Below are 22,490 nucleotides of genomic sequence, written 5' to 3'. Positions count from 1 at the left end.
GGCGGCGGCCGGGCGGTCACCCGCACCCTGGGCGGCACGGTACGCCGTACCGTGCTGCCCAGCGGGCTGCGGATCCTCACCGAGGCGATCCCGACGACCCGCAGCGTCTCGTTCGGGGTGTGGGTCGCGGTCGGCTCGCGCGACGAGACCAGGCCGCAGTGCGGCGTCTCGCACTTCCTCGAACACCTGCTTTTCAAGGGCACCCACAAGCGCGACGCGTTGCAGATCTCCGCGGAGATCGAGGCGGTGGGCGGCGAGACGAACGCCTACACCACCAAGGAATACACCTGCTACTACGCGCGGGTGCTCGACGAGGACCTGCCGCTGGCGATCGACGTCGTGGTCGACGCGGTCGCCGACTCGATCCTCACCCCGGCCGACGTCGAGACCGAGCGGGGCGTGATCCTCGAAGAGATCGCCATGCACGACGACGAGCCCGGCGACGAGGTGCACGACCTGCTCGCCCGGGCGGTCTTCGGCGACCACCCGCTCGGCCGGCTCATCTCCGGCACCGAGGACACCATCTCGCCGATGAGCCGGGCCCAGATCCAGGGCTTCTACCGGCGCCGCTACACCGCACCGTCCATCGTGGTCGCCGCCGCCGGGAACCTCGAACACACCGAGGTGGTCCGGCTGGTGCGTGCCGCGCTGCGCGGCGGGCCGCTGGACACCGGACCGGCCGCGCCGGCACCGCGCCGGTCGGCGATCCGCCCGGTACGCACCCGGCGGGCCGCCACCGTCGTCGAGCACAAGGACACCGAGCAGGCCCACCTGGTGCTCGGCTGCGCCGGCTTCGGGCGGCTCGACGAGCGGCGGTTCGCGCTCGACGTCCTCAACAACATCCTCGGCGGCGGCATGTCCAGCCGCCTGTTCCAGGAGATTCGCGAGAAGCGCGGGCTGGCCTACTCGGTCTACTCCTACTTCAGCCAGTACGCCGACGCCGGCATCTTCGGCGTCTACGCCGGCTGCGCCCCGGGCAAGGTCGACGAGGTGCTGGAGCTGGTCCGGGCCGAGTTGGCCGAGATGGCCGCCCACGGCGTCACCGAGGCGGAACTGGCCCGCGGCAAGGGCATGACGCGCGGCGGCTACGTGCTCGGCCTGGAGGACACCGGGTCGCGGATGAGCCGGATCGCCAAGGGCGAGCTGCTTTTCGGCGACCTGATGACCGTCGAGGAGTTGCTGGCCCGGGTCGAGGCGGTCACCACCGCCGACGTCAACGCGGTCGCCGCCGACCTGCTGTCCCGCCCGATGTCGCTGGCCGTCGTCGGCCCGTTCGACGACGGCGATTTCACCACCGCCTGAACCGGCCCGCACGTCGTACCCGGACCGGGCCGGTGGGATAGGTTGTGCCCCGTGACTGACGAGCGTGAACCCAAGGACCGGACGGGTGGACCGATCCGGGTCGGCGTGCTGGGCGCCCGGGGACGGATGGGCCTCGAGGTGTGCCGGGCGGTCGACGCGGCCGCCGACGTCGAGCTCGTGGCGGCCATCGACCAGGACGATTCGCTGACCGCCGCCGCCGACGCCGGCGCGCGGGTGATCGTCGACTTCACCACGCCCGACGTGGTCATGGACCACCTGAGCTGGGCCGTCGACCAGGGCATCCACGTGGTGGTCGGCACCAGCGGGTTCACCAACGAGCGGCTGGACCGGGTACGCGGCTGGCTCGCGGACCGGCCGGACGTCGGCGTCGTCATCGCGCCCAACTTCGGCATCGGCGCGGTGCTGATGATGCAGTTCGCCGCCCGCGCCGCCCGCTTCTTCGACTCCGTCGAGATCATCGAGCAGCACCACCCGAAGAAGGTCGACGCGCCGAGCGGCACCGCCCTCCACACCGCCCGCGTGATCGCGCAGGCCAGGGCGGCCGCCGGATCGGCGCCGATGCCCGACGCCACCGCCGACGAGATGGCCGGCGCGCGGGGCACCCTGGTCGAGGGCGTACGCGTGCACTCGGTGCGCGCCGCCGGCCTGGTCGCGCACCAGGAGGTGCTGCTCGGTACGGCCGGCGAGACGCTGACGATCCGGCACGACTCCCTCGACCGGGCCTCGTTCATGCCCGGCGTGCTGCTGGCCGTCCGCGAGGTGTCGCGCCGGCCCGGTCTCACCCTCGGCCTCGACGCGCTCCTGGACTGACCCCCGTCGGTCCGCCGTCACCGGCCGTCCCCGGCCGTCCGGCCTCGATCGTCTGTCGTCCGGGCACTCGACACGCCGGTGCGGGAGTGCCTGAGCAGCAGACGATCACCACGACCGTGAGCCGGGCCGTGCCGGCAGGGGCCGCACTCCGGGCTGCGCCGGTCAGGGCTCGACGTCGACGGTCAGGCCGGCGGGCAGGCCGCTGATCCGGGCCGTCCCGTCCCGGTCCACGGCGACGTCGACCGGGCTGCCGGCCACCCGCAGCCCGCTGACGCTCAGCGCGCCGAACGGGCCGGGACGCAGCGGACGCAGGCGCACCCGGCCGGCCGGCACGTCGGGGTCGAGGCCGGTCGCGGCCTGCAGCAGCACGACGGCGACCGCCGCGGACCATGCCTGCGGCCGGCAGGCCGCGGGGTACGGCACCGGGCGGCCGACCGTCCGGTCGTCGCCGCCGAAGAGTTCCGGCAGCCGGTAGTCGAACGCCTCACCGGCGGCGAGCAGGCCGTCGGCGAGCCGGGCCGCCGGCACGCTGAATCCGCCGCGGGCGAGGCCGGCGAGCACGATCGCGGTGTCGTGGGCCCAGACCGAACCGCAGTGGTACGACAGCGGGCTGAACGCCGCGTCCAGGTCGGACATCGTACGCAGGCCGAAGCCGCCGGACAGCGCGACCGAGGAGAGCAGTTCGGCGACGGTGGTCGACTCGGCGCCGGTGAGCAGGCCGGTGCCGAGCAGGTGGCCGATGTTGCTGGTCAGTGAGTCGACCGGGCGTTTGCGGCCGTCGAGGGCGAGTGCCGGCTGGGGGCCGAGCGGCCCGTCGACCCAGAACCGGGTGCGGAAGCGTTCGGCGAGTCCGGCGGCGTAGCCGCGCCAGCGGTCGCTGCCGGGGCGGCCGAAGGCGTCGAGGAGGGCGGCCCCGGCGACGGCCGCCTCGTACGCGTACCCCTGCACCTCGGCGAGGGCGACGGGTGCCTCGGCGAACCGGCCGTCGTGGAACCGGACCGCGTCGAAGGAGTCCTTCCAGCCCTGGTTGGCCAGGCCGTGCCCGCTCGTGTCGACGTACTCGACGAAGCCGTCGCCGTCGGCGTCGGCGTGGTCGGCCAGCCAGCCCAGTGCCGCCTCGAGGTGCGGCAGCAGGCCGGCGACCTCGGCTTCGGGCAGGCCCCAGCGCCAGGCGTCGTGCAGCAGCGAGATCCACAGCAGGGTGGCGTCGACGGTGCCGTAGTAGGCGGCGGGCAGGGTGAGACGGTCGCCGCGCAGGTGGAACTCGTGCCGGCGCAGCTCGTGCATGATCTTGCCGGGGGCCTCGCCGGACTCGCCGTCGACCCGGGTGCCCTGGCGGCGGGCCAGCGTGCGCAGGGTGCCGCCGGCCAGTTCGGTGCCCAGCGGCAGGAGCATCCGGGCGGCCCAGATGCTGTCCCGGCCGAAGAGGGTGAGGAACCAGGGCACGCCGGCGCCGAGGAAGACGTCGTGCGGGGTGTCGGCGGTGGCCAGCCGCAGTGCGGCCAGGTCGTCGACGGACCGGTCGACCAGGCGGCGCAGCCGGTGGTCGTCGGCGGTCACGGTGGGCCGCGACCAGGCGGTGTCGCCGACCGGGCGGACGACGACGGCGCGCGGGTCGTCGACCGCGAGCCGCCAGCGCAGCGTGGTCCGGGCGCCGGGGGCGAGCCGGACCGGCCAGGTGATCCGGTACGCGCCGGTCGGGTCGGCGGCGGTGGCGGTGCCGACCGTCGCGGGCCGGACCGGACCGCTCACCTCGCCGGCTTCGGCGGTGACCGTGACGGTGGTGCCGTCGGCCGCCCAGACCAGTTCGCCGGGCCGGCCGGTCTTGGCGGTCAGCGGTTCGCCGTGGCCGCCGGACTTGACCACCTCGATCGGGGCGAGGTCGCAGGCCAGGTCGACGGTGACGGTGGCGGTCACCGGCAGCCCGGCGGTCGAGGTCACCCGGATCTCCTCGGTGAGGCCGGCCGGCGTCATCCGCCGTACCCGGTCGAGGCGGACGGTCGGGTCGGGGGTGGGGTCACCCAGCCAGCGGGCGAGCGCCACGAAGCGGGCGCCGTACGGGCCGTCGGGGGCGTGGGTGAGCGGCTCCGGCTCGCGGTCGTCGACGCGTAGCAGGGCCTGGGAGAGCACCCGGGCGTCGGCGTGGAAGACCCCCTGGACCCCGGCGGCGCGGATCTGGCCGTCCGGTCCGGCCAGCGCGCTGGTCGGGGCCAGGACGAGGCCGACGAGATCGTGCAGCAGCGGTTGCAGGCGGCGGTCTTCCATGGGCGCTCCTGTTCGCAGGGTGGAGGACAGGGTCGCGGACGCGTTGTCGGGGAGTTGACAGAACCGTGTCCGCAGTGTCAAAGTGCGAAACATTCCAGAAACTTGAACGATCTAATCATGCACTATCCGAATTGGAACGTTCAAGCAGGTCAGGAGGTGGTGAATGTCGCAGAAGGTAACTATCGCGACTGTTGCCGCGTATGCCCAGGTGTCCCGGCAGACTGTTTCGAACGTCATCAACAGCCCCGACATCGTGCGACCGGAAACCCGGGAGCGGGTGCGCGCGGCCATCGCCGCCCTCGGCTACCGCGCCAACCAGGCCGCGCGCCAGATGCGTACCGGCCGGTCCCGCCTCCTCGCCGTACGCATCGAGCCGGCCGGTGACGGCGTCAACGGGTCGGTCGCCGACCGGTTCCTGCACGGGCTGACCGACGCCGCCGGCGCGGCCGGCTACCGGGTGATGCTCTACACCGCCCGCGACGACAACGACGAGATCGCCACCTACGACGACCTGCTCCGGGCGTACGACCTCGACGGGTTCGTGCTCACCGGGACCGGGCACGGCGACCCCCGTACCTCCTGGCTGGCCCGGCGCGACGTGCCGTTCGTGACGTTCGGCCGCCCCTGGGACACCCCCGACCTGCACCTCTGGGTCGACGTGGACGGCGCCGACGGCGTCGCCCAGGCGACCCGCCGGCTGCTCGCCACCGGACACCGGCGGATCGGCTTCATCGGCTGGCCGGCCGGCTCCGCGGTCGGCGACGACCGCCGCTCGGGCTGGGAGTCCACTCTCGCCGAGGTCGGCCTCGACCCGCACGGGCTGGCCCGGGAGACCGTCGACGGGATCGCCGAGGGCGAGGCGACGGCCCGCGAGCTGCTCGACCTCGACGACCCGCCGACCGCGCTGGTCTGCGTCAGCGACTCGCTCGCGCTCGGCGCGCTGCGCGCCGACCCCGACCCGGCCGGGTCGCTGGCCGTCATCGGCTTCGACGACACGCCGGTGGCCGCCGCGATGGGGCTGACCAGCGTCAGCCAGCCACTGCGCCAGGCGGCCGCCGGCTGCGTCGACCTCATGGTCGCGATGCTCGACGGCCCGCCCGTACCCCCGACCCCCCTGCTGCTGCACCCGTCGCTGGTGCTCCGCCAGACGGCGTGATCCCACCGGAACCACCTGGAGACGACATGACCAACCGGCCACTCCGGCGGGCCGCCCTCGCGGGTGTCACCGCCATCGCGCTGCTCGGCACGGCCGCCTGCGGCAGCGGGTTCGACGACGACAGCGGCCCGGCCCAGCAGGACGGTCCGGCCGCGCTGCAGATCCTGATCGGTTCGTCCGGCGACGCCGAGACCAAGGCGGTGCAGGACGCCGCCGCGGCGTGGGCGACCGCGTCCGGCAACACCGCGACGGTCACCCCCGCCCAGGACCTCACCCAGCAGCTCGGCCAGGCGTTCGCCGGCGACAACCCGCCGGACGTGTTCTACGTCGAGGCCGGCCGGTTCGCCGACTACGCCGCCGTCGGCGCGCTGGAGCCGTACGGCGACAAGATCAGTGAGTCCGGTGACTTCTACGAGAGCCTGCGCACCGCCTTCACCCGCGACGGCCAGCTCTACTGCGCGCCGAAGGACTTCTCCACCCTCGCCCTCCAGATCAACACCGACCTGTGGACGCGGGCGGGCCTGACCGAGGCGGACGTCCCCACCACCTGGGAGCAGCTGACCGCCGCCGCCGAGAAGATCAAGGCGGCCGGGATCATGCCGCTGACCGTCGCCGACACCCGCGACCGCGTCGGTGCCTTCATGGTCCAGTCCGGCGGCTGGATCACCAGCCCCGACGGCACCAAGGCCACCGCCGACACCCCGGAGAACCTGCGGGCCCTGGAGTACGTCAAGACGCTCGTCGCCGGCGGGCTCGCCGCGTACCCGAAGCAGCTCGACGCGGGCTGGGCCGGCGAGGCGTTCGGCAAGGGCCAGGCGGCCATGACGATCGAGGGCAACTGGATCAAGGGCGCCCTGCAGAACGACTTCCCGGACGTGAAGTACGCCGTCCACCCGCTGCCCGCCGGACCCGCCGGCACCGGCACCCTGTCCTTCACCAACTGCTGGGGCATCTCGGCCAAGAGCAAGTACAAGGAACAGGCGATCAGCTTCGTCGAGGCGATGACCACCGTCGACCAGCAGCTGACGTTCGCCTCGGCGTTCGGCGTCATGCCGTCGCGGGAGTCCGCCCGGGACCGGTACCTCCAGCAGTTCCCCGGCGACAAGCCGTTCATCGACGGCGCCGAGTACGCCCAGGGCCCGGTGAACGCCCCGAAGATGGACAGCGTCCTGGTCGACTTCGACGCCCAGCTCGGTGGCCTGGCCAGCGGCGACCCGAAGGCGATCCTGCAGAACCTGCAACGCAACACCGAGGCGGTGCTCGGCGGCTGACCCGCGACCGGGGGCGGCCGGACCGGCCGCCCCCGGCGCGGTGACCGATTCGTGGGGGAGGGGAAGATGCCTGACGTCTCCGGTACGCGAGCGAAGGCGGGCCGGCGGCCGGGCTCCGGCATCCGGGGCAACGAGGCCGTCGCCGGCTGGTTGTTCGTCGCCCCGGTGGTGGTGATCCTCGGGCTGTTCCTCCTGCTGCCGATCCTGATGGCGCTGTGGGTGAGCCTCACCGGCTGGAACGGCCAGGGCAGCCCGTTCCGGGCCGGCGTGCCGTTCGTCGGCGTCGACAACTACACCCGGCTGTTCGCCGAGGACGGCCTGGCCCGGCGCGACTTCATGACCGCGATCCGCAACAACCTCTACTACGTGGCGATCGTGGTGCCGGTGCAGACCGTGCTCGCGCTCTTCCTCGCCCTGGTGGTCAACCGGCGGATGCTGAAGGGGCGGTCGTTCTTCCGTACCGCGTTCTACTTCCCGTCGGTGACCAGTTCGGTCGCGATCAGCGTGGTCTTCCTCTTCCTGTTCGCCAACTCCGGCGCGGTCAACGGCCTGCTCGCCCTCCTCGGCATCGACGGGCCGGCCTGGTTCTCCGACGCCCGCGGCGTACTGCACATCGTGTTCGGCGTGTTCGGCGTCGACAGCGCGCCGGCCGCGCTGGCCGGCGGCGGGCCGTTCGGGCTGACCTGGTGGGACTGGCTGTCCGGGCCGAGCGTGGCGATGTGCGCGATCATCGCCCTGGTCGTCTGGACCACGTCCGGCACCTTCATGCTGATGTTCCTGGCCGCGCTGCAGAACGTGCCGGAGGCACTGGAGGAGGCCAGCACCCTCGACGGCGCCGGCCGGTGGCAGCGGCTGCGGTACGTGACCCTGCCGATGATCCGGCCGACCCTCTTCCTGGTGCTGACCCTCGGGCTGATCGGCACCTGGCAGGTCTTCGACCAGATCTACGTGATGAGCCAGGGCAATCCGGCGAAGACGACGCTCACCCCGGCGTACCTGTCCTACCGGACCGCGTTCCGCGACTTCGAGTACGGCTCCGGCGCGGCGATCTCGTTCGTCCTGTTCCTGATCATCATCGTCCTGACGCTGGTCCAGCGGCGGGTCCTGCGCGAGCGCGACGGCGACCGGCCCCGACGGTTCCGGCGCCGCGCCGAGCGGAGGTCCTGACATGGCCGTGACCACCGACCCGGGACGGCGTACCGGCGGCGCGGCGAAACGCCCCCCGCGTGCCATGGGCCGGCCCGCCGGGCCGCGCGGCCTGGTGAGCAACCTCGTCGGGTACGCGATCCTGGTCTTCTTCGCCCTGGTCTTCCTCTACCCGTTCGTGATCCAGATCGCCGGGTCGTTCAAGACCGAGCCGGATGCCGCCGCCAACCCGCTGTCCCCGGTGCCCGACCCGGTGGACCTCGCCAGCTTCCAGCGGATCTTCGAGGGCACCAACTTCCCACTGTGGATGACGAACTCGCTGGTCGTCACCGTCGTGGTGACGATCGGCCGGATCCTGCTCGACTCGCTGGCCGGCTACGCCCTGGCCCGGCTGCGCTTCCGCGGCCGGGGCGCGATCTTCGCGGCGGTGATCGCGGTGATGGCGGTGCCCGGCGTGGTGCTGCTGATCCCGAAGTTCCTGGTCCTCAACCAGCTCGGCATCTACGACACCTACACCGCGCTGATCCTGCCCCTGCTCGTCGACGCGGCCGGCGTCTTCATCATGAAGCAGTTCTTCGAGTCGATCCCGGTCAGCGTCGAGGAGGCGGCCCGCATCGACGGGGCCGGCGTGTTCCGTACGTTCTGGTCGGTGGTGCTGCCGATGGCCCGGCCGGCGCTGATCACGCTGACCATCCTGTCGTTCCAGGGCTCGTGGAACGAGTTCCCGCACACCCTGGTCGCCGTGCAGGACCCGGCGCTGTTCACCCTGCCGCGCGGGCTGGCCGACCTGGTCAGCGGCTCGCTCGGGGCCGGTTCGCAGTATCCGCTCAAGCTCGGCGCGGCCCTGCTGGCGACCATCCCGGTGGCGGTGATCTTCGTGATCTTCCAGCGCTACTTCATCCGCGGCGCCAACGAGGGCAGCGACAAGGGCTGACCGGCGCTACGCCGCCGGTCCCGCCTGAGCCGGTCCCGCCTCGGCCGGCGGTGCCCCGGCCGGCCCGGTCTCGGCCGACGGTGCCGGCACCGGCTCGTCCGGCACCCGGACGTGCAGCCGGAACTGGGGGACGAGCATGTCGTCCACGTCGAGCGCCCGGGCCGCCCCGTCCGGCTCCCAGCCGGTCGAGGTCAGGAACTTCCGGGTCGCGTCGTCGCCGTCGAACGCCCAGGCCACCGCCGTGGCGAAGCCGTCCTCGCGCCACAGGTCGACGGTGGCGGCGAGCAGCCGGCTGCCGTGCCCGCGCCGGCCCCAGCGCGGCTCGACGAGCAGGTCGGTGACCGCGGCCGTGTGCGGCGGCAGCGCCGGCTCCTCCGGGGCCAGGGCCTGCTCGTCGGCCGGCCCGGACGCGGCGAAGCCGACCAGGACCGACTGCTCGGCCTGCTCGATCGCGACCAGTACCCGGTGCCGTGGCGACGGCGGCGACTCGACCGCCGCACTCCACTGCCGGGCCAGGAACGCCTCGTCGAGCCGGTCCAGCACGTGTCGCGGCAACAGCCGGCGATACGCTACCCGCCAGGTCGCGAGTTGGATGCGTGCGATCTCGCCGGCGTCCTGTGGACGCGCTGGACGGACGTACCCGAGCGCCATGACCGGTGAGCCTACGGACCAGGGGAGACGTGATGGCGAAGGGGGCGGGTTCCGGCACCGCGCGCCGGGTGCTGGTGGTTGTCGTACTCGCCGTCGCGGTCGCCGCGTTCCTCGCCGTCGCCGCCGAACGGCACGGCTTCTTCGACCTCCAGGTCTACTACGGGGCGATCAACTACTGGGCCAACGACGGCGGGCACCTCTACGACTGGATCCGCGTCAACACCCTGTACGGGTTCACCTACCCGCCGTTCGCGGCACTGGTCATGCTGCCGATGGCGCTGGTGAGCTGGCCGGTCGCGATCGTGGTCAGCGTCACCGCCTCGGCGGCGGCGACCCTGCTGCTGCTGTGGTGGCTGGTCGACCCGGTCGCCCGCCGGCAGGGCTGGACCCGCTGGTTCGCGCTGGCCGTCGTCGCCTGCCTCGCCGCCGCGTTCGAGCCGTTGCGCGAGACGGTCAACTTCGGCCAGGTCAACATGCTCCTGCTGATCCTGGTCGCCGCCGACCTGGTGCTGTTCACGTCCCGGGGCAGCCGGTGGGCCGGGGTCGGTATCGGCCTGGCCACCGCGATCAAGCTCACCCCCGGCCTGTTCATCGTCTACCTGCTGGTCACCGGCAGGTGGCGGGCCGCGCTCACGGCCAGCGGCACGGCCACCCTGGTCACCCTGGTCGCGGCCGCGCTCTTCCCCGACGCGTCGCGGGAGTTCTGGACCCAGGCGCTGTGGAACACCGACCGGGTCGGGGTGCTGTCGTTCGTCTCCAACCAGTCGTTGCAGGGCATCGTGGCCCGGCTCGACCCGGTCCACCCGAGCCGGGCGCTGTGGCTGGTGCTGGTGGCCGTCGTGGTCGCGTACTGGGTGTGGCGGGTCCGGGCCGCCGTCGCCCGCGGCGACGAGATGACCGGGCTGGCGCTGACCGGCATCGTCACCTGCCTGGTCAGCCCGGTCACCTGGGTGCACCACCTGGTCTGGCTCATCCCGGCCCTGCTGCTGCTGGTCGACAACGGGCTGGCGGCACCGGCCGGGAGCCGGCGCCGGCGCGCCCTGCTGGGGCTGGCCGCCGTCAGCTACGGATTGCTGGTCAGCCGGCTGGTCTGGCAGTGGCAGGTCGACTTCTCCGGCGTCGACGGGTTCCTCGGCAGCAACGCGTACGCCTGGATCAGCCTCGTCCTGCTCTTCGCCCTGCCGATCCGGGACCGGTCAGGCGGCGTCGACCGGACCGCGGTAGCGGATCTCGGGGAAGACGTACGGGGCGAGACCGCCGGGGCGGGCGATCCGGTAGACGCTGCGCGCCCCGTCCGGAGCTAGCCCGGCCCGCTCGTAGAAGCGGCGGGCCCGGACGTTGTCGATCAGCACCCAGAGCCGCAGTTCGGTCCAGCCCCGCTCGGCCAGCGACTCACGGGCCGCCGCGAGCAGCCGCCCGCCGACGCCGGTGCCCCAGTGGTCCGGGTCGACGTAGAGGCCGAGGATCTCGCCGTACGCCGGATCGAGGTCGTCCTCGTCCTGCTCGTTGCGGTACGGCCCGAAGCGGACGTGACCGACGATGCCGGCCGGCCCCTCGGCGACCAGGGTGGTGAACGGCTGGTCCGGGTCGCTGGTGCCGACCTCCCGCCGGCGCCGTGCCCAGGTGCCCACGTCGAGCCGGGCCAGCACCTCGTCGGGCAGGATGCCGGCGTAGCCGGCCCGCCAGCCCCGTACGTGCACCAGGGCGGCCGCCGCCGCGTCGTCGGGCCGCTCGCGCCGGATCGTCAGCACCGCTCCGGTCTACCGCCTGCCCGCCGGCCGGGCAACCCGAAACGCCGCCGCGCGGGACGGTGGAGTGTCGGGGGCATCGGCTAGCGTGCGTGCGGTGGCCGTACCCGAATCGCTCTCCCTCGCCCAGGCCCGGCGGATCACACTCGCCGCGCAGGGCTTCGCCGACCCGGTGCCCGGCGGTGTTCCCGACCTGCGGCACCTGCGCCGCGTCCTGGGCCGGATCGGGCTGCTCCAGATGGACTCGGTCAACGTCCTGCAACGCGCCCACTACCTGCCGCTCTACAGCCGGCTCGGGCCCTACCCGACGGCGTTGCTCGACCGGGCCGCCTACCAGCGCCCGCGCGAGCTGTTCGAATACTGGGGGCACGAGGCGTCGCTGATCCCGGTCGCGCTCCAGCCGGCACTGCGCTTCCGGATGGCGGCGGCCCGGGTCGAGTCGTGGGGCGGCATGCGGCGGATCGCCGCCGAGCAGCCGGAACTGGTGCGCTGGGTCCTCGACGAGGTGCGCGCCAACGGGCCGCTGACCGCCGCCGACATCGAGCACGACACCCCGAAGGCGAAGGACAACTGGGGTTGGAACTGGTCGGCGGTCAAGCGGGCGCTAGAGTTCCTGTTCTGGGCCGGCGAGGTGACCGCCGCGTCCCGCAACACCGCCTTCGCCCGGCTCTACGACGTACCGGAGCGGGTGCTGCCGAAGGCGGTGCTCGACACCCCGACGCCGGCCCCCGCCGACGCCTACCGTGAGCTGGTCGCGGTCGCCGCCCGCGCGCTCGGGGTGGCCGCCGAACCGGAGCTGCGTGACTACTTCCGGCTGCCGGTCGACGCCGCCCGCACGGCGGTGGCCGAGCTGGTCGAGGCCGGTGTGCTGACCCCGGTGCAGGTGGCCGGCTGGCGCCGGCCGGCCTACCTGCACGCGCAGGCCCGGCTGCCCCGCTGGATCCGGGCCAACACCCTGGTCAGCCCGTTCGACCCGCTGATCTGGGAGCGGGCCCGCACCGAGCGGCTCTTCGGATTCAACTACCGCATCGAGATCTACGTGCCGGCGCCGCAGCGGGTGTACGGCTACTATGTGCTGCCGTTCCTGCAGGGCGACCGGTTCACCGCCCGGGTCGACCTGAAGGCCGACCGCAGGGCCGGGGTGCTGCGGGTGCCGGCGGCCTGGGTCGAGCCGGGCGCCGACGTCGCCGGCACCGCGCTGGCGCTCGCCGACGAGTTGCGCCGGCTCGCCGGTTGGCTCGGCCTGTCCGACGTCGCGCCGCCCGTCGCGGGCGACCTGCGCGGTCCGCTCGCGGCCGTGCTGTCGAGCCCCGCCGGTGTACGGTGAGACGAGCGCGTGCCGGGCGGGAGATGCCCGGCGTGCCGGTGGGTCCGAGACGGGGTGGGATGGCGATCGTGGTTGACCCGAAGGCCGGCCTGACGACGGGCGCGCCGGCGCCGGACGTCCCCGAGCAGGGCCCGCCACCCGTGCCCGCCGGCCAGCCGACCATGATGCCGCCCGCCGGCTGGCAGCCCGGCCCGGACGGGCAGTGGCAGGCCGCCCCGGAGGGCTGGCAGCCGGGCCCCGACGGGCAGTGGCAGCCGGCGCCGGCCTTCGTGCCCGCCGAACCCGACCGCTTCACCCGCTTCATGACCAAGCTGTGGAACCGGGCGCCCCGCTGGGCGGCGCCGGTGGCCGCGCTCGGCTGCGTCGCGGCGGCGCTCGGCACCGTGCTGGTGATGGACCCGACCCGCAGCTCGCCCGACGCGATGCCGTCCTGCCTGCTGAAGATGACCACCGGGCTGGACTGTCCGGGGTGTGGCGGCACCCGTGCCGTCTGGTACCTGATGCACGGCGACCTCGGCGCCGCCGCCCGCCACCACCTGGTGTTCGTGTTCGTCGTACCGTTCCTGGTCTATCTCTACGTGGCCTGGGCGGCGCAGCACATGTTCGGTCGCCGGCTGCCGCAACTTCGGATCACCCCGAAGACGATCGGCGTGGTCCTCGCCGTCTGGTTCACCTTCTCGGCGCTGCGCAATCTGCCGTGGGCGCCGTTCGACTGGTTCTACGTCTGACCGGTTCCACGTCTGACCGGGGCCGCGTCACAGCGTCTTGGCCGGGGCGACCCGGTACACCTCGATGTCGCCGCTGGCGCTGCGCAGCGCCAGGCTGAGCTGGTGACCGTTCGGCGGCACGGGGGCGCCCATGTCGAGCCCGTTGCGGGCGGTGCCGGACAAGGTGCTCACGTCGAGCCATACCCCGGTGCCGGCGGTGACGCCGACGCCGATGTCACCGGACGTGGTGCCGACATCGACGGTGCCGCTGCGGGCCGCGCCGATGCGGACGTCACCGGAGGCGTTGCGGGCGTGCACCCCGGCCATTGCCTCCCGGATGTCGATGTCGCCGCTGGCCGCCTTGGCGACGACCTCGCCGCCGACGTACCCGGCGTTCAGGTCGCCGGACGAGCAGGTCAGGGTGAGCCGGCCGTCGACCCGCGCCGCGGTCACGTCGCCGCTGGAGCTGTGCAGGGTGGCGTCGCCGGTGACGTGCTCGACGTGGATCTCACCGGACGCCGTGTCGACGGAGGCGGCGGCGTAGCGGCCCCGGCAGTCGACGTCGGCGGAGGCCGCCTTGACCCGCACGGCGCTGTGGTGGGGCACCCGGATCTCGACGCGTACGCCGCCGGAGCGGCGGAACAGGCCGGCGCCGTGGGGCGTGGTGACGGTGAGCGTGTCGCCGCGCAGTTCGACGCTGGTGCGTTCGGCGAGCGTCCGGGACTGCTCGTTGTCGGCGTACGGCCGCACGTCGACGGTGGCGGTGGTCCGCTCTTCGGCGACGATGTCGAGTGCGCCGGCACTCAGCTTGACGACGACGGTGACCGGGGTGTCGCGCGGGAACTCGTTCATGACGTCCTCCTGGGGTCGGTGCCGCCGGCACTGGTCCGGCGGCGGGGTTCAGGCCTGGGCGAAGCCGGTGATCCGGCGGCCCGACCGGTGGCTGGACGGCGGGCCGGTGTGTCCGGTGTGTCCGGTCTGGACGGCGCCGGCGACGGCCCGGACCAGCCAGGCGTTGACCGAGACGCCCTCGGCGGCGGCGGTCCGCTCGACGGCGTCCTTGAGTGCCTCGGGCAGGCGCAGGGTGATGCGCGACACGTCACCCCCGGTGTCGACGGGCGGCGGTTGGGGGGCCGGCGCGGACGCCGGCTGGGTCTCGGTCACCACGAACTCGGCCTGCCGGCCACGCAGACGCACCTCCACGCCGGCGCCGGACAGTTGCGTGGTGATCTCGTCGGCGGCGTCGGACAGCGCGTCCAGCAGGCAGAGCCGGGCGCTCGGTTCCAGCGAGCCGGCGAGCAGTTCGGCGGCCCGGCTGATCTCGGCACCGCCGGGTGCCGCGGTCGCGGCGAGGTCGCGACGCAGGTTGTCCAGGTACGGCGTGAGGTCCATGACGTCACTATGACATCGCTGTGACGTCATAGCAAGCCGTGTGTGCTGTCTTCATGGTGCGCGCGTGGCGTCGCGGGGGGCCGTCACCCGGCCCCGCCGTTGGCGGTTACAGTCCTGGGACACCAGCCATGACATAGGGGGATCACCGTGCCGGAGATCATCGAGCCGCAGGTCAGGCTCATCGGGTGGACCCACTTCGAGGCGCCGGAGGACGTCGCGTGGTCGACCGACGCCGAAGGCGGTCAGGCCCTCGCGGAGTTCGCCGGCCGGGCCTGCTACCAGTCGTGGAAGAAGCCCAATCCGGCCACCGCCACCAACGCCGGCTACCTCGCGCACATCCTGGAGGTCGGCCACCTGTCGGTGCTGGAGCACGGCAGCGTCACGTTCTACTTCACCGGCGTGTCGCGCTCGTTCACCCACGAGCTGATCCGGCACCGGCACTTCTCGTACTCCCAGCTCTCCCAGCGCTACGTACCCGAGCGCGACGCCGCCATGGTCGAACCCCGGGTGATCGCCGAGGACCCGGAGCTGCACAAGAAGTTCGTCGAGGCGACCGAGGCGAGCGTGCGCGCCTACACCGAGCTGCTCGAGGGGCTGGAGGCCCGGTTCGCCGACGTCGAGCACGCCACCCTGCGCCGCAAGCAGGCCCGGCAGGCGGCGCGGGCGGTGCTGCCCAACGCCACCGAGACCCGGATCGTCGTCACCGGCAACTACCGCGCCTGGCGGCACTTCATCGGCATGCGCGCCACCGAACAGGCCGACGTCGAGATCCGCGAGCTGGCCGTGGAGTGCCTGCGCCAACTCCAGCGGGTCGCGCCGAACGTGTTCGCCGACTTCGTCGTCACCCGGCTGCCCGACGGCACCGAGGTGGCGACGAGCCCGTACGCCGAGCTGTCCTGACACGGTGCGGGAGCGTGGAAAACCCGCTGCCGGCGTCCGCTAGGTTGTGTGCATGACGCAGGACCCATCCGCCACGCGCGCGAGCGCACCACGCCCGTTCGGGCGGCTGCTCACGGCCATGGTCACGCCGTTCTCCGCCGACGGGGCGCTCGACCTCGACGGTGCCGGGAAGCTCGCCGGCCACCTGGTCGACGAGCAGGGCGCCGACGCGGTCGTGGTCAACGGCACCACCGGTGAGTCGCCGACCACGACCGACGCGGAGAAGGAGGCCCTGATCCGCGCGGTGGTCGAGGCGGTCGGCGACCGGGCGCTGGTGGTCGCGGGCGTCGGCACCAACGACACCCGGCACACGGCCGAGTTGGCCGCGACCGCGCAGAAGGCCGGTGCGCACGGGCTGCTCGTCGTGACGCCGTACTACAACAAGCCGCCGCAGGCCGGCCTGCTGCGCCACTTCACCGCGGTCGCCGACGCGACCGACCTGCCGGTGATGGTCTACGACATCCCGCACCGCGCCGGGGTGCCGATCGCGACCGAGACCCTGGTCCGGCTCGCCGACCACGAGCGGATCGTCGCGGTCAAGGACGCCAAGGCCGACCTCACCGCCACCTCCTGGGTGCTCAGCCGCACCGGGCTCGCCTACTACTGCGGCGACGACGCGCTCGCCCTCCCGGCGCTGTCGATCGGCGCGGTCGGCCTGGTCGGCACCTCCACGCACTTCACGGGTGCGCTGGCCAAGCGCATGATCGAGGCGTACGACCGGGGTGACACCGAAGAGGCGCTGGCCCTGCACCGGCGGCTGCTGCCGCTGTTCACCGGCATCTTCCGGACCCAGGGGACGATCCTCGTCAAGGCCGGTCTGGCACAACGCGGCCTGCCGGCCGGACCGGTACGGCCACCCCTGGTCGACGCGACCGAGGCCGAGATCGACCAGTTGCGCAGCGACTGCGCCGACGCCGGACTGGAGCTGCGGTGAGTCAGGCGCACGTCGAGATGGAGCTGCCCCCGCCGCTGCCCGAGGGCGGGCTGCGGGTGATCCCGCTGGGCGGGCTCGGTGCCATCGGCCGCAACATGACCGTCTTCGAGTTCGGCGGCAAGCTGCTGATCGTCGACTGCGGCGTGCTCTTCCCGGACGTCGAGCAGCCGGGCGTCGACCTGATCCTGCCCGACTTCGCGCCGATCCTGGACCGGCTCGACGACGTCCAGGCGATCGTGCTCACCCACGGGCACGAGGACCACATCGGAGCGGTGCCCTACCTGCTCGCGCACAAGGCCGACATCCCGCTGGTCGGCTCGCAGTTCACCCTCGCCCTGGTCGAGGCCAAGCTCGCCGAGCGGCGGATCGAGCCCTACACGCTGACCGTCCAGGAGGGCGGCCGCGAGCGGCTGGGCCCCTTCGAGTGCGAGTTCTTCGCGGTCAACCACTCGATCCCGGACGCGCTCGCGGTCGCGATCCGGACCCCGGCCGGTCTGGTGCTGCACACCGGCGACTTCAAGATGGACCAGTTGCCGCTCGACGGCCGGGTCACCGATCTGGCCGGCTTCGCCCGCCTCGGTGCCGAGGGCGTCGACCTGCTGCTGTCCGACTCGACCAACGCGGAGATCCCCGGCTTCGTCACCCCCGAGCGGGAGATCGGCCCGGTCCTGGACTCGATCTTCGCCAAGGCCCGTGGCCGGATCATCGTGGCCTCGTTCGCCTCGCACGTGCACCGGGTCCAGCAGGTGCTCGACTCGGCCGGCGAGCACGGCCGCAAGGTCGCCCTGATCGGCCGCTCGATGGTGCGCAACATGGGCATCGCCCGTGACCTGGGGCTGCTGCAGATCCCGCCGGGTCTGGTGGTCGGCCTCGACGAGGCGACCGCGCTGCCCCCGGACCGGATCGTGCTGATGTCGACCGGTTCGCAGGGCGAGCCGATGAGCGCGCTGGGCCGGATGTCCACCGGCGACCACAGGCACATCACGATCGCCCCCGGGGACACCGTGGTGCTGGCCAGCTCGCTGGTGCCGGGCAACGAGACCTCGGTCTACCGGGTGATCAACCAGCTCTCCCGGGCCGGCGCGACCGTGATCCACAAGGACGTCGCCAAGGTGCACGTCTCCGGGCACGCGCCCGCCGGTGAGCTGCTCTACCTGCTCAACGTCGTACGGCCGAGCAACCTGCTGCCGGTGCACGGCGAGTGGCGGCACCTGCGGGCCCACGCGCGGCTCGGCATCGAGTCGGGCGTGGCGCCGGACCGGGTCGTGCTGTGCGAGGACGGCGACGTCGTCGACCTGGTCGAGGGGCGGGCGTCGCTGGTCGGGCACGTCAAGAGCAGATACGTCTACGTCGACGGGCTCGCCGTCGGTGACGTCGGCGAGTCGCTGCTCACCGAGCGTCGCATCCTCGGCGACGGCGGCTTCATCGCGGCGACCGTGGTGGTCGACTCGGTCACCGGCAAGGTGGTCGGCGGGCCGACGGTGTCGGCGAAGGGCTTCTCCGACGACCCGGCGGCGTTCAACCCGGTCATCCCGTTGATCACCGAGGCCCTCAACCGGGCCGCCTCGGAGGGCATCACCGATCCGCACCAGCTCGGCCAACTGGTCCGGCGCACGGTCGGCCGCTGGGTCAACGACGCCTACCGGCGCCGGCCGATGATCGTGCCGACGGTCGTCGAGGTCTGAGCGGCCGCCACCGGCAACTCCGTACGCGTACTCAGTACCGCCCGGGTCCGATGCGTATGGCACGTCCCGCCGGCCGCCATAGGCTGGCCGGCGGGAGGACCGATGGGCTACGAACTGCTGACGACCGTGATCCTGGTGCTGCACTTCGCCTTCGTGGCGTACGTCGTGCTGGGCGGCTTCATCGCGTGGCGCTGGCCGCGGACGTTCTGGGCGCACGCTGTCGCCGCGTCGTGGGGGCTGATCGTGGTGGCCGCCGGGTTGACCTGTCCGCTCACGACCGCCGAGGCGTGGTCGCGGCGGCAGGCGGGTGAATCGGGCTACACCGGGGGATTCATCGACCGCTACATCGAGGGTGTGCTCTATCCGGAGCGCTTCACCCCGCTGGTCCAGGCCCTGGTGGCGGTCGCGGTGCTGGGCTCGTGGGCGGTGCTGCTCCTGCGTCGCCGGGCCGCCTCGAGACTCCGGGCCGACCAGCGTAGGTAGCCGGCCGCACCGGACGATGTGGCCGGTGCGGGTGGGCGCCGGAAAAAGTTGGTCACGGTGAGTATTAACATGTATGCGTTGGGTAGTGGGTCGAGGTAGGCAAGTCATCGACCCAAGGAGGTAATTCCAATGGCCAACGATCTGATCGGCGTCGTCACCGACTTCATCACCGGCCTGCTCGGCGTCATCGGCGGCCTCGTTCCCGGTGGCCTGCCGGACCTTCCGCTCTGACCGCCCGGGCCGTGACGGCGGGGCCCGCCGGGTGTCCACCCGGCAGGCCCCGCCGCCGCTCGTCTCGCGCCGGCGGCCGCTACGGCAGCTCGTCGACCGCGGTGGCGAACGCCGAACCCGTCGCCAGCGTGGCGTTGACCAGCACCGCGAGCTGCGGCGCCGCGACCCCGTGCTCAAGGTCGGTGGTGACGTCGCCGGCCAGGATCAGCTCGCCCTCGCCGGTGTCGTGCACGTACGCCTTCGGCAGCAGCCGGTCGTGGTTCCAGGCGTTGCAGAACTCGTACGCCTCGGCGAGCCGGTCGACCGACAGGCGCCGCTGCGCCACCACCCGGGCGTGCAGGATCTCCCGGCGCTCGCCCAGCCGCTCGAAGTGGACCAGCGCGTCGCCCCACCGGCCGCCGACCGTGCCGTCCTCGTCGACGAAGTAGTGGTCACCGCGCTCTTCCAGCGCCGCGACGATCGCCTCGACCGTCAGCGGCGCCACCACGTCGTCGCGGCCCTCCACCGGCAGCCCGGCCGGTACGGCGGCCCGCGGCGGCTCGTCCGGCGGCAGCTCGAACGGCTCGGTGAGCGGGCGGGCGGCCAGCCACGCCGCGATCCGGCCCGACTGGTGCGCGGTGCCGTTGCGGGCGTCGAACCGGCCGGCCAGATCCTGCGCGGTCGCGACGAGATCGGACGCCAGCGCGGTGACCGTGACGTCGGCGGCCGCCCGGTCGTCGTGCTCCGGGCGGTGGATCGTCCGCCGGCCGAGGCCGGCCTCGTCGGCGAGCCGGCAGACCAGCGCGCCGGCCGCGGCGAACTCCATCGCGGACGCCTCGTCGTAGGGCCGGTCCAGCCAACCCAGGTGCTCCTCGAGGATGGTCAGACCCCGCTCGTGGTGCCCGGTCAGCGCGCAGAACCGCAGGTGCTCGGGAAGGAACGCGAACGAGTCCCGCTCGTACCGGTGCCGGCGGTAGGCGCGTACGTGCGCCTGCGCGGCCTCCTCGAACCGGCCGAGATGCAGGTAGGGGACCATCACCGCGACGAGCGCCTTCTCCGGCTGCTCGGTGCAGCCGAGCACACCGCTGAGCACCGGCTCGGCGATCTTCAGGGCCTCCTCCCACTCGCCCCAGCCGGCGAGCAGTTCGGCCTGCCGGGACGGGTCGCAGCCGGCACAGTCGCTGTTCTCGTCGCGGGGCGTCGTACGCCACTTCGCCAGCCACTCCCGCGCCTCCGCCTCGTCGCCGAGGTGGTCGGCGACCTTGCAGCGCAGGTTGTAGATGGTCTGCAGGCTCTGGCCGCCCTCGCGGAACCGCCGCTCCATGTCGTCGAGCGCGGCCCGGGTCTGGGCCAGCCCGACCCGGGGCGTACTGCGCAGCGTCGCCACCGCCCACTTGTGGTACCAGCGCAGCATCTCGGCGTCCCAGTCGTCGAACATCGACGGGTCGCGGTCGAACGCGGCCAGGCACCAGCCGAACGCCGGCAGCATCCGCCACCGCTCGGTGTGGTTGTTGTACGCGTCGATCAGCGCGTACCGCGCGTCGAAGCCGAGCCGTACGTCGGCGAGGGCGTCGGCGTGCGCCACGATGCGTTCCAGTTCGGCGATCTTGCCGTCGCCGTCGGGGAGGTCCTGGGCGTCCTCCAGGGCCTCGGTCAGTTCTTCCTTGCTGGTCACGACTTCTCCTCGGTGGGACCGTCGCCGGTCCAGCGGTTGGGGGGACCGGTGAACGCCCGGTCGAGCAGGGCGAGGAACGAGCGGTTCAGCGCCGCCGTGTCGACCGCCCGGAGCGGATGGTGGCCGGCGAGCAGCGCCTGACCGTAGAGCGCCTCCACGGCGTGCCGTACCGCCGGGCCGGACGGGTCGGCGGCGATCCGGCGGACCAGCGGATGGCGCCAGTTGAAGACGAGTTCCGGCCGGTGGTCGACCTCGACGTCGTCGAACGCCGACAGCACGTCGGACCACAACTCGTCGGAGGCCTCGATGCTGCGCCGCAGCGAGTCCTGGTTCGCCGCCTGCTGACCGACGATGTAGAGCGCGGGCACCGTCACCGGGTCGAACTGGCGCAGCAGCGGCTTGCAGTCCAGGTCGGCCAGCACCGTGCGGGCGGTCTCCAGGAAGCCGGCGGCGGCCGCCTCCTGGCCCGGCGGTAGCGGGTCGAGCCGGGCGGCCAGCTCACCGGGGTCGAGGCGACGTACCTGGATCGTCGGGTCGACCCGGTGCAGCCGTTGCAGGATCTCGCTGTCGTAGGCGTAGCCGGCGTTGACCAGCGGCGTGCCGGCGGCGCTGGCGATCGCGGCCAGCGAGCGGAACTCGTCGACCGTCTCGACGTAACGGACCATCGACAGGCCGCGGCGGAACACCCGCAGCGGCATCGCGCCCCGGCTGGTCTCGAAGGGCAGCCAGGCGTCGACCAGGCGCAGCATCTCGTCGTCGCGTACGGCGAGGGCCTTGACGCCGAGGTGGTGGACGCGCAGGAAGGCGGACAGCCGGTCGGGGTGGTTGACCGACAGGTCGAGAAGCCAGCCGCGGATCTGTTCGCCGAGCGACTGGCGTACCGACGACAGCAGATCGTCCTCGTAGAGCGCCTCCCGGCTGGCGGTCGGCCGCAGCACGGCGGTGTCGACCACGCAGCGGATGAAGAACGCCCACTCCGGTACGACCTTGCTCGCGTCCTCGCTGAGCAGCATCCGCTTGAGGTAGACGCGGTGGCCGCCCTGGCCGACCGCCGACGCCGAGGGGAGCACGAACCCGACGCCGACCAGGCCCGCCTCGGGCACCCGCAGGTCGATGACGTCCATCGGCCGGGTGCCGAGCAGTTGCCGGCCGTAGTCGATCAGGGCGGCGTGCCGCTCCTCCGGGCTCGGGTGGTCGATCTCCCACGGGGCCCGCTCGTCGGTGAGCCGGACCGGGGCCGCGTCGGGGGCGACCAGTTCGACGTCGACGTCGAGCAGGTGGGCGTAGAACCGGACGAGTTCGCCGACCCGGTCGGGGACCAGCCAGTGCCGGGTGTCGGTCCGCGGTCGCAGGGTGACCGTGGTGCCGATCTCCGCGCGGGCGGTGTCGTCGGTCTCGGTGGTGTAGCGGCCGTCGGCGTGGCCGGTCCAGCGTACGGCCGGCCCGCCCTTGGCCGAGCGGGAGACGACCTCGACGGCGTCGGCGACCATGAAGCACGACAGCAGGCCGATGCCGAACTGCCCCAGGAAGTCCTGCCGGGCGAAGCCGAGGTCGTCGCGCTTGGAGGTGCGGCCGACGCTGGCGAGGAAGAGGTGCACCTCGGGCTCGGTCAGGCCGATGCCGTTGTCGTGCACCCGCAGCGCGCCGTCGGGCAGCGGTTCGACGACGATGCGGCCGGGTCCGGCGGCGGCGTCGAACTCCCGCCGGGCGGTGATCGCGTCGGTGGCGTTCTGCAGCAGCTCCCGGGCGTAGACCCGGGGACTGGCGTAGAGGTGGTGGCTGAGCAGGTCGACGATGCCGCGCAGGTCGACCTGGAAGCGATGCTCCATGGTGG

The 22,490-nt window shown here is 72.9% G+C and carries 20 protein-coding genes; 13 read left to right on the top strand and 7 right to left on the bottom strand.

Annotated features, from left to right (window positions below; all coding sequences use genetic code 11):
- Positions 1 to 27 precede the first annotated feature (27 nt).
- Positions 28 to 1,302: a pitrilysin family protein gene (locus tag AB0M79_RS05265; protein WP_364208798.1), complete on the top strand. Its 1,275-nt coding sequence runs from the start codon at positions 28 to 30 to the stop codon at positions 1,300 to 1,302.
- Between the two features lie 51 nt (positions 1,303 to 1,353).
- A complete protein-coding gene (dapB, locus tag AB0M79_RS05260) occupies positions 1,354 to 2,133 on the top strand; it encodes a 4-hydroxy-tetrahydrodipicolinate reductase (protein WP_364207982.1) in 780 nt (259 codons plus the stop codon).
- Between the two features lie 162 nt (positions 2,134 to 2,295).
- On the opposite strand, the gene AB0M79_RS05255 is transcribed toward dapB, so the two are convergent.
- Complete coding sequence (locus AB0M79_RS05255) at positions 2,296 to 4,398, bottom strand: glycogen debranching N-terminal domain-containing protein (RefSeq protein ID WP_364207980.1); 2,103 nt, start codon at positions 4,396 to 4,398, stop codon at positions 2,296 to 2,298.
- 163 nt (positions 4,399 to 4,561) lie between these two features.
- Between AB0M79_RS05255 and AB0M79_RS05250 the strand changes: the two genes are divergently transcribed.
- The 4 genes from AB0M79_RS05250 (at position 4,562) to AB0M79_RS05235 (ending at position 8,905) form a co-directional block, all read left to right on the top strand.
- Positions 4,562 to 5,554: a substrate-binding domain-containing protein gene (locus AB0M79_RS05250; RefSeq protein WP_364207978.1), complete on the top strand. Its 993-nt coding sequence runs from the start codon at positions 4,562 to 4,564 to the stop codon at positions 5,552 to 5,554.
- 26 nt (positions 5,555 to 5,580) lie between these two features.
- On the top strand, positions 5,581 to 6,825 hold the full coding sequence (locus AB0M79_RS05245) for an extracellular solute-binding protein (protein ID WP_364207976.1): 1,245 nt from the start codon (positions 5,581 to 5,583) through the stop codon (positions 6,823 to 6,825).
- Positions 6,826 to 6,891: 66 nt separating this feature from the next.
- Positions 6,892 to 7,992 (top strand): sugar ABC transporter permease, encoded by a 1,101-nt coding sequence (locus AB0M79_RS05240; protein WP_364207974.1) that lies wholly within the window; start codon positions 6,892 to 6,894, stop codon positions 7,990 to 7,992.
- Between the two features lies 1 nt (position 7,993).
- A complete protein-coding gene (locus AB0M79_RS05235) occupies positions 7,994 to 8,905 on the top strand; it encodes a carbohydrate ABC transporter permease (RefSeq protein WP_364207972.1) in 912 nt (303 codons plus the stop codon).
- Positions 8,906 to 8,911: 6 nt separating this feature from the next.
- Here the strand turns inward: AB0M79_RS05235 and AB0M79_RS05230 are convergent, their stop codons facing one another.
- Positions 8,912 to 9,556: a GNAT family N-acetyltransferase gene (locus tag AB0M79_RS05230; RefSeq protein WP_357535864.1), complete on the bottom strand. Its 645-nt coding sequence runs from the start codon at positions 9,554 to 9,556 to the stop codon at positions 8,912 to 8,914.
- A 32-nt stretch (positions 9,557 to 9,588) separates the two neighbouring features.
- Between AB0M79_RS05230 and AB0M79_RS05225 the strand changes: the two genes are divergently transcribed.
- A complete protein-coding gene (locus tag AB0M79_RS05225; RefSeq protein WP_364207970.1) occupies positions 9,589 to 10,860 on the top strand; it encodes a glycosyltransferase 87 family protein in 1,272 nt (423 codons plus the stop codon).
- On the opposite strand, the gene AB0M79_RS05220 is transcribed toward AB0M79_RS05225, so the two are convergent.
- A complete protein-coding gene (locus AB0M79_RS05220; RefSeq protein ID WP_364207968.1) occupies positions 10,753 to 11,307 on the bottom strand; it encodes a GNAT family N-acetyltransferase in 555 nt (184 codons plus the stop codon). The two genes, AB0M79_RS05225 and AB0M79_RS05220, sit on opposite strands and share 108 nt — an antisense overlap.
- 94 nt (positions 11,308 to 11,401) lie before the next feature.
- Between AB0M79_RS05220 and AB0M79_RS05215 the strand changes: the two genes are divergently transcribed.
- Entirely contained in the window at positions 11,402 to 12,631 is a 1,230-nt protein-coding gene (locus AB0M79_RS05215) for a crosslink repair DNA glycosylase YcaQ family protein (protein ID WP_364207966.1), read from the top strand.
- A 59-nt stretch (positions 12,632 to 12,690) separates the two neighbouring features.
- Positions 12,691 to 13,359 (top strand): DUF2752 domain-containing protein, encoded by a 669-nt coding sequence (locus AB0M79_RS05210; protein WP_364207964.1) that lies wholly within the window; start codon positions 12,691 to 12,693, stop codon positions 13,357 to 13,359.
- 27 nt (positions 13,360 to 13,386) lie between these two features.
- Here the strand turns inward: AB0M79_RS05210 and AB0M79_RS05205 are convergent, their stop codons facing one another.
- Together AB0M79_RS05205 and AB0M79_RS05200 are read right to left on the bottom strand one after the other, a co-directional pair.
- Positions 13,387 to 14,190 carry a DUF4097 family beta strand repeat-containing protein gene (locus AB0M79_RS05205; RefSeq protein WP_364207962.1) on the bottom strand — a complete coding sequence of 268 codons (804 nt, stop codon included), beginning with the start codon at positions 14,188 to 14,190 and terminating at the stop codon, positions 13,387 to 13,389.
- A gap of 48 nt (positions 14,191 to 14,238) precedes the next feature.
- Positions 14,239 to 14,730 (bottom strand): toxin-antitoxin system HicB family antitoxin, encoded by a 492-nt coding sequence (locus tag AB0M79_RS05200; protein WP_364207960.1) that lies wholly within the window; start codon positions 14,728 to 14,730, stop codon positions 14,239 to 14,241.
- 156 nt (positions 14,731 to 14,886) lie between these two features.
- Between AB0M79_RS05200 and thyX the strand changes: the two genes are divergently transcribed.
- The 4 genes from thyX to AB0M79_RS05180 all read left to right on the top strand — a co-directional run bounded on the left by thyX (position 14,887) and on the right by AB0M79_RS05180 (position 18,771).
- The gene (thyX, locus tag AB0M79_RS05195; RefSeq protein WP_364208795.1) at positions 14,887 to 15,630 is read left to right on the top strand and encodes an FAD-dependent thymidylate synthase; all 744 of its coding nucleotides are present in this window, start codon (positions 14,887 to 14,889) and stop codon (positions 15,628 to 15,630) included.
- Between the two features lie 52 nt (positions 15,631 to 15,682).
- A complete protein-coding gene (gene dapA / locus AB0M79_RS05190; RefSeq protein WP_364207958.1) occupies positions 15,683 to 16,603 on the top strand; it encodes a 4-hydroxy-tetrahydrodipicolinate synthase in 921 nt (306 codons plus the stop codon).
- On the top strand, positions 16,600 to 18,288 hold the full coding sequence (locus AB0M79_RS05185; protein WP_364207956.1) for a ribonuclease J: 1,689 nt from the start codon (positions 16,600 to 16,602) through the stop codon (positions 18,286 to 18,288). Before dapA ends, AB0M79_RS05185 begins: the two co-directional genes overlap by 4 nt.
- 102 nt (positions 18,289 to 18,390) lie before the next feature.
- Positions 18,391 to 18,771 carry a DUF2784 domain-containing protein gene (locus AB0M79_RS05180; protein WP_364207954.1) on the top strand — a complete coding sequence of 127 codons (381 nt, stop codon included), beginning with the start codon at positions 18,391 to 18,393 and terminating at the stop codon, positions 18,769 to 18,771.
- Positions 18,772 to 19,081: 310 nt separating this feature from the next.
- On the opposite strand, the gene AB0M79_RS05175 is transcribed toward AB0M79_RS05180, so the two are convergent.
- Both AB0M79_RS05175 and AB0M79_RS05170 read right to left on the bottom strand, forming a co-directional pair.
- On the bottom strand, positions 19,082 to 20,656 hold the full coding sequence (locus AB0M79_RS05175; protein WP_364207952.1) for a YbjN domain-containing protein: 1,575 nt from the start codon (positions 20,654 to 20,656) through the stop codon (positions 19,082 to 19,084).
- Positions 20,653 to 22,485: an HSP90 family protein gene (locus AB0M79_RS05170; protein ID WP_364207950.1), complete on the bottom strand. Its 1,833-nt coding sequence runs from the start codon at positions 22,483 to 22,485 to the stop codon at positions 20,653 to 20,655. Before AB0M79_RS05170 ends, AB0M79_RS05175 begins: the two co-directional genes overlap by 4 nt.
- Positions 22,486 to 22,490 lie beyond the last annotated feature (5 nt).

It is taken from the genome of Polymorphospora sp. NPDC051019 (assembly GCF_040683055.1).
Lineage (GTDB): Bacteria > Actinomycetota > Actinomycetes > Mycobacteriales > Micromonosporaceae > Polymorphospora > Polymorphospora lycopeni.
The sequence above is the reverse complement of the archived record's forward strand: the minus strand, read 5'-3'. Positions and strand labels throughout refer to the sequence as shown.

Excerpts from the sequence above, each read along its gene's own strand:
- AB0M79_RS05255 (WP_364207980.1), bottom strand. The coding sequence starts at position 4,398 with ATGGAAGACCGCCGCCTGCAACCGCTGCTGCACGATCTCGTCGGCCTC.
- AB0M79_RS05250 (WP_364207978.1), top strand. The coding sequence starts at position 4,562 with ATGTCGCAGAAGGTAACTATCGCGACTGTTGCCGCGTATGCCCAGGTG.
- AB0M79_RS05245 (WP_364207976.1), top strand. The coding sequence starts at position 5,581 with ATGACCAACCGGCCACTCCGGCGGGCCGCCCTCGCGGGTGTCACCGCC.
- AB0M79_RS05240 (WP_364207974.1), top strand. The coding sequence starts at position 6,892 with ATGCCTGACGTCTCCGGTACGCGAGCGAAGGCGGGCCGGCGGCCGGGC.
- AB0M79_RS05235 (WP_364207972.1), top strand. The coding sequence starts at position 7,994 with ATGGCCGTGACCACCGACCCGGGACGGCGTACCGGCGGCGCGGCGAAA.
- AB0M79_RS05230 (WP_357535864.1), bottom strand. The coding sequence starts at position 9,556 with ATGGCGCTCGGGTACGTCCGTCCAGCGCGTCCACAGGACGCCGGCGAG.
- AB0M79_RS05225 (WP_364207970.1), top strand. The coding sequence starts at position 9,589 with ATGGCGAAGGGGGCGGGTTCCGGCACCGCGCGCCGGGTGCTGGTGGTT.
- AB0M79_RS05210 (WP_364207964.1), top strand. The coding sequence starts at position 12,691 with ATGGCGATCGTGGTTGACCCGAAGGCCGGCCTGACGACGGGCGCGCCG.
- AB0M79_RS05205 (WP_364207962.1), bottom strand. The coding sequence starts at position 14,190 with ATGAACGAGTTCCCGCGCGACACCCCGGTCACCGTCGTCGTCAAGCTG.
- AB0M79_RS05200 (WP_364207960.1), bottom strand. The coding sequence starts at position 14,730 with ATGGACCTCACGCCGTACCTGGACAACCTGCGTCGCGACCTCGCCGCG.
- dapA (WP_364207958.1), top strand. The coding sequence starts at position 15,683 with ATGACGCAGGACCCATCCGCCACGCGCGCGAGCGCACCACGCCCGTTC.
- AB0M79_RS05180 (WP_364207954.1), top strand. The coding sequence starts at position 18,391 with ATGGGCTACGAACTGCTGACGACCGTGATCCTGGTGCTGCACTTCGCC.
- AB0M79_RS05170 (WP_364207950.1), bottom strand. The coding sequence starts at position 22,485 with ATGGAGCATCGCTTCCAGGTCGACCTGCGCGGCATCGTCGACCTGCTC.